This is a genomic window from Streptomyces sp. OfavH-34-F (assembly GCF_022347745.1).
Lineage (GTDB): Bacteria > Actinomycetota > Actinomycetes > Streptomycetales > Streptomycetaceae > Streptomyces.
Map to the genome: position 1 here is coordinate 1 of NZ_JAKRGC010000373.1, position 5,563 is coordinate 5,563.

The 5,563-nt window shown below is 72.8% G+C and carries 5 protein-coding genes; 4 read left to right on the forward strand and 1 reads right to left on the reverse strand.

Annotated features, from left to right (window positions below; all coding sequences use genetic code 11):
* Positions 1-127 precede the first annotated feature (127 nt).
* Entirely contained in the window at positions 128-994 is an 867-nt protein-coding gene (locus tag MHW47_RS31235) for a hypothetical protein (RefSeq protein ID WP_239227237.1), read from the reverse strand.
* Positions 995-1,081: 87 nt separating this feature from the next.
* Here MHW47_RS31235 and MHW47_RS31240 point away from each other — a divergent pair, with 87 nt between their 5' ends.
* The 4 genes from MHW47_RS31240 to ilvD all read left to right on the forward strand — a co-directional run bounded on the left by MHW47_RS31240 (position 1,082) and on the right by ilvD (position 5,542).
* A complete protein-coding gene (locus MHW47_RS31240; RefSeq protein ID WP_239227238.1) occupies positions 1,082-2,032 on the forward strand; it encodes a Ppx/GppA phosphatase family protein in 951 nt (316 codons plus the stop codon).
* An 84-nt stretch (positions 2,033-2,116) separates the two neighbouring features.
* Positions 2,117-2,947 (forward strand): sugar phosphate isomerase/epimerase, encoded by an 831-nt coding sequence (locus MHW47_RS31245; protein ID WP_239227239.1) that lies wholly within the window; start codon positions 2,117-2,119, stop codon positions 2,945-2,947.
* Positions 2,944-3,558 carry a TetR family transcriptional regulator gene (locus tag MHW47_RS31250; protein WP_239227240.1) on the forward strand — a complete coding sequence of 205 codons (615 nt, stop codon included), beginning with the start codon at positions 2,944-2,946 and terminating at the stop codon, positions 3,556-3,558. The genes MHW47_RS31245 and MHW47_RS31250 overlap by 4 nt, the downstream gene beginning before the upstream one ends.
* Positions 3,559-3,691: 133 nt before the next feature.
* Positions 3,692-5,542 carry a dihydroxy-acid dehydratase gene (ilvD, locus tag MHW47_RS31255; RefSeq protein WP_239227241.1) on the forward strand — a complete coding sequence of 617 codons (1,851 nt, stop codon included), beginning with the start codon at positions 3,692-3,694 and terminating at the stop codon, positions 5,540-5,542.
* The last annotated feature ends 21 nt before the right edge of the window (positions 5,543-5,563 follow it).

The window sequence follows — 5,563 nt, forward strand, 5'->3', positions numbered from 1 at the left end:
GTCCGACCCGACGCCCACCCCGAGCGACCCGGGCCCGGGCCCGAGCCCCACTCCGGACCCGACCGGCCCGTCCGAACCGCCCGCCCCGCCCAAGGGCCCGAGCACCCCGCCCCGGGCGGACTGAGCGCTACGCCGGGTCCGCCGGGTGCGGGGCCACCAGCGGCAGCTGCGAGGCGAGCCGCCGCTCGCACAGCCCGGCCAGCGTGTCGTACGCCTCCGGGCCCATCAGCTCGATCAGCTCCGGCCGGTACGACACGTACACCGGCTCGCCGCCGCCGTGCGCCGAGAGCGCCGAGGTGCACCACCAGTGCAGGTCGTGGCCGCCCGGGCCCCAGCCCCGGCGGTCGTACTCACCGATCGACACCTGGAGCACCCGGGTGTCGTCCGGCCGGTCGATCCACTCGTACGTCCGCCGCACCGGCAGTTGCCAGCACACGTCGGGCTTCGTCTCCAGCGGCTCCCGGCCCTCGCGCAGCGCCAGGATGTGCAGCGAACAGCCCGCCCCCGCCGGGAAGCCCGGACGGTTCTGGAAGATGCACGAACCCTGCCAGCGCCGTGTCTGGCGGTCGCCGTCCTCGTCGGTCTGCGTCCAGCCCGTCTCCGTGCCCACGTCGTGGAACTGCCACAACTCCGGAGTGAGGCGCGCCACATGACCGGCGACCCGCTTCTCGTCGTCCTCGTCCGAGAAGTGGGCGCCCAGCGTGCAGCAGCCGTCGTCCGCGCGGCCCGCCTGGATGCCCTGGCAGCCGCTGCCGAAGACGCACGTCCACCGGGACGTCAGCCAGGTCAGGTCGCAGCGGAAGACCTGTTCGTCGTCGGCCGGATCGGGGAACTCCACCCAGGCGCGCGGGAAGTCGAGCCCCTGCTCGTCCGCCGGGTCGGGCTCCGCCGTCACCGGCGTGTGCATCGCCACCTTCTCCACGTGCTTGATGTCCTGCGTACGGTCCTGCTTCTTCGTGGCTTTGCCCGGCTTCGCCTTTTTCGTCTTTGGCACGGGGCCAGAGTAAGTCCGACGCCGGTCGGGCCGAGTCCGACCGGTTCGCGTCGGGTGGGTGCGGCGGTCGCAGTAGCGTTCCTTCCCATGAGACTCGGAGTCCTCGACGTGGGGTCGAACACGGTTCATCTGCTGGTGGTCGACGCGCACCCCGGCGCCCGCCCGCTGCCCGCCCACTCGCACAAGGAGGAGCTGCGCCTGGCCGAACTCCTCGACGCGGACGGCGCGATAGGCCCGCTCGGCGTGGACCGGCTGGTCAAGACGATCGCCGGAGCGCTCGACGCCGCCGAGGACAAGGGCTGCGAGGACGTCCTCGCCTTCGCCACCTCCGCCGTGCGCGACGCCTCCAACGCCGACGAGGTCATCCAGCGGGTCCGGGACGAGACGGGCGTCCTGCTCACGGTCGTCAGCGGTCCGGAGGAGGCCCGGCTCACCTTCCTCGCCGCCCGCCGCTGGTACGGCTGGTCGGCGGGCAGGCTGCTGGTCCTGGACATCGGCGGCGGTTCGCTGGAGATCGCGTACGGGATGGACGAGGAACCGGCCGCCGCCGTCTCGCTGCCGCTGGGCGCCGGGCGCCTCACCGCGGGCTGGCTGCCCGGCGACCCGCCCGACCCGGCGCAGGTCAAGGCGGTGCGCCGGCACATAAGGGCGCGCATCGCCCGCAGCGTCGCCGAGTTCACCCGGCTCGGCCGCCCGGACCACGTCGTGGCCACCTCCAAGACGTTCAAGCAGCTCGCCAGGATCGCGGGCGCGACCCGCGCCGGGGAGGGCCAGGACGTGCCGCGCACCCTCAGCCGCAAGGCGCTGGAGGAGTGGGTGCCCAAGCTCGCCGTGATGACCGTCGAGGAGCGCGGGGCGCTGCCCGGCGTCTCCGAGGGCCGCGCCGCCCAGCTCCTGGCCGGGGCGCTGGTCGCGGAGGGCGCGATGGACCTGCTCGACGTGGAGGAGCTGGAGATCTGCCCGTGGGCCCTGCGCGAGGGAGTGATCCTGCGCCGCCTGGACCACCTGCCGCAGCAGGGCGACGGGGCGTCCGAGTAGCGCGCGGTCCGCCGCGGTGCGGCCCTTCTCACTTTCCGCCGCACTCCTTCGGCGGGGCGCGCCACTGCCCGTACGCTGTCTTGCGTGGCAGAACCAGCGGTGCGCGTCCCGGATGCGAAGGTCGCCCTGTCGACGGCCTCGGTCTATCCGGAGTCGACGGCTACGGCCTTCGAGATCGCCGCGCGCCTGGGCTACGACGGCGTCGAGGTCATGGTGTGGACCGACCCGGTCAGCCAGGACATCGAGGCGCTGCGCCGGCTCTCCGACTACCACCAGGTGCCGATACTCGCGGTGCACGCGCCCTGTCTGCTGATCACCCAGCGGGTCTGGTCCACCGATCCCTGGGTCAAGCTCCAGCGGGCCCGTGCCGCCGCCGAGAAGCTCGGCGCGACCACGGTCGTCGTGCACCCCCCGTTCCGGTGGCAGCGCAACTACGCCCGTGACTTCGTCACCGGGATCTGGCGGATGGCGGACGAGACGGACGTCCGGTTCGCCGTCGAGAACATGTACCCGTGGCGCTACCGGGACCGCGAGATGCTCGCGTACGCCCCCGACTGGGACGTCACCAACGACGACTACCGGCACTTCACGGTGGACCTGTCGCACACCGCGACCGCCCGCACGGACGGCCTGGCGATGGTCGACCGGATGGGGGACCGGCTGGCCCACGTCCACCTCGCGGACGGCAAGGGTTCCCACAAGGACGAGCACCTGGTGCCCGGCCGGGGCGACCAGCCCTGCGCCGAGCTGCTGGGCCGGCTGGCCGATTCCGGCTTCGGCGGGCACGTGGTCATCGAGGTCAACACCCGCCGGGCCATGTCCACCGCCGAACGGGAGGCCGACCTCGCCGAGGCCCTGGCCTTCACCCGGCTCCACCTCGCCGCCTCGCCCTCCGGGCACACCCCCCGCCCATGACCGCGGACGCAGCGGGCCCCAGGCGCCGGGGCCGTCCCGCCCGCGCCGCGGCCGACACCGGCCCCGACGCGCGCACCCGCATCCTGGAGGCGGCCCGCGCCCAGTTCGCCGAGCGCGGCTACGACAAGACCTCGGTCCGGGGCATCGCCCGCGCGGCCGGGGTGGACCCCGCGCTCGTCCACCACTACTTCGGTACGAAGGATGAGGTCTTCGCCGCCGCGATCGAGGTGTCCTTCGAGCCCGCCCTGCTGGTCCCGGCGGCCCTGGAGGGCGACACCGCGGACGTGGGCGAGCGGCTGGCCCGCGCCTTCATCGGCATCTGGGAGGACCCGGCCACCCGCGCCCCCCTCCTCGCCGTGCTCCGTTCCGCGCTCACCCACGAGGCGGCGGCCGCGGTCCTGCGGGGCTTCGTGCTCCGCCGCCTGCTGGACCGGGTGGCGGCGGGACTGGACATCCCGGACGCGACGTTCCGCGCGGAGCTGGCCGCCTCGCACATGGTGGGGATCGCGATACTGAGATACGTCCTCAAGGCCGAACCCCTGGCCTCGGCGGACCCCGAGGAGATCATCACGATGGTGGCCCCCACCCTCCAGCGCTACCTGACGGTGTAGCCGTCCCCGGACCCCGCTCCCCGCACCCCGGAGGGCCTGCGGAGTCGTTCCGTATATCGGACACCCGGTCCACATCCTGGCACCGGCGGCGTACCCTCGACCACAGTCTCAGACGCAGAAGGAGCGAAGGACGATGCCCACGCTGAGGTCCCGCACAGTCACCCACGGCCGCAACATGGCGGGCGCCCGCGCCCTCATGCGGGCCTCCGGCGTAGCGAGCGAGGACATCGGCAAGCCGATCATCGCCGTCGCCAACTCCTTCACCGAGTTCGTCCCCGGCCACACCCACCTCGCCCCGGTCGGCCGCATCGTCTTCGAGGCGATCAAGGCCGCCGGCGCCGTGCCCCGCGAGTTCAACACCATCGCGGTGGACGACGGCATCGCCATGGGCCACGGCGGCATGCTCTACAGCCTGCCCTCCCGCGACCTCATCGCGGACAGCGTCGAGTACATGGTCGAGGCCCACTGCGCCGACGCCCTCATCTGCATCTCCAACTGCGACAAGATCACGCCCGGCATGCTGATGGCCGCGATGCGCCTCAACATCCCGACGGTCTTCGTCTCCGGCGGCCCGATGGAGGCCGGCAAGGCCACCCTCGTCGACGGCACGGTCCGCAAGCTCGACCTGATCAACGCCATCAGCGACGCCGTGGACGAGAACGTCTCGGACGAGGACATCCTCCGCATCGAGGAGAACGCCTGCCCCACCTGCGGCAGCTGTTCCGGCATGTTCACCGCCAACTCGATGAACTGCCTGACCGAGGCCCTCGGCCTCTCCCTCCCCGGCAACGGCTCCGTCCTGGCCACGCACACCGCCCGCAGGGCGCTGTACGAGGAGGCCGGCCGCACGGTCGTGGAGATCGCCCGCCGCTACTACGAGCAGGACGACGAGACGGTCCTGCCCCGCTCCATCGGCACCCGCGCCGCGTTCGAGAACGCGATGGCGCTGGACATCGCCATGGGCGGCTCCACCAACACGATCCTGCACCTGCTGGCCGCCGCCCAGGAGGCCGAGCTGGACTACGACCTGGCGGACATCGACGCTGTCTCGCGCCGCGTCCCGTGCCTGTCCAAGGTCGCCCCCAACGTGGCGCCGGGCGGCACGTACTACATGGAGGACGTGCACCGGGCCGGCGGCATCCCCGCCATCCTCGGCGAACTGCACCGGGGCGGTCTGCTCAACGAGGACGTGCACGCGGTGCACTCCGACACGCTTTCCGAGTGGCTCAAGACCTGGGACGTGCGCGGCGGCTCCCCGTCGCCCGAGGCCGTCGAGCTGTGGCACGCCGCCCCCGGCTGCGTCCGCTCCGCGACCGCCTTCTCGCAGTCGGAGCGCTGGGACACCCTCGACCTGGACGCGGCCGGCGGCTGCATCCGGGACGTGGCCCACGCGTACTCCAAGGACGGCGGCCTGGCCGTCCTCAAGGGGAACATCGCGGTGGACGGCTGCGTCGTGAAGACCGCCGGCGTGGACGAGTCGATCTGGACCTTCGAGGGCCCGGCCGTCGTCTGCGAGTCGCAGGAGGAGGCCGTCGACAAGATCCTCCGCAAGGAGATCAAGGAGGGCGACGTCGTCGTCATCCGCTACGAGGGCCCGCGCGGCGGCCCCGGCATGCAGGAGATGCTCTACCCGACGTCGTTCCTCAAGGGCCGCGGCCTCGGCAAGAGCTGCGCCCTGATCACGGACGGCCGCTTCTCCGGCGGCACGTCGGGCCTGTCCATCGGCCACGCCTCGCCCGAGGCGGCGTCCGGCGGCACGATCGCGCTCGTCGAGGACGGCGACCGCATCCGCATCGACATCCCGAACCGCTCGATCGATCTGCTGGTCCCCGAGGACGAGCTGGCCACCCGCCGCGAGGCGCTGAACGGCGTGTACGCGCCGAAGAACCGCGAGCGCAAGGTCTCGGCCGCGCTGCGCGCGTACGCGGCGATGGCCACGAGCGCCGACCGCGGCGCCGTCCGCGACGTCTCGAGGCTGGGCTGACCCCACGGCCCCCGCCCCGGG

What these genes read in the sequence shown, in the direction of transcription:
- MHW47_RS31250 (WP_239227240.1), top strand. Translation starts at nt 2,944, where the DNA reads ATGACCGCGGACGCAGCGGGCCCCAGGCGCCGGGGCCGTCCCGCCCGC.
- ilvD (WP_239227241.1), top strand. Translation starts at nt 3,692, where the DNA reads ATGCCCACGCTGAGGTCCCGCACAGTCACCCACGGCCGCAACATGGCG.
- MHW47_RS31240 (WP_239227238.1), top strand. Translation starts at nt 1,082, where the DNA reads ATGAGACTCGGAGTCCTCGACGTGGGGTCGAACACGGTTCATCTGCTG.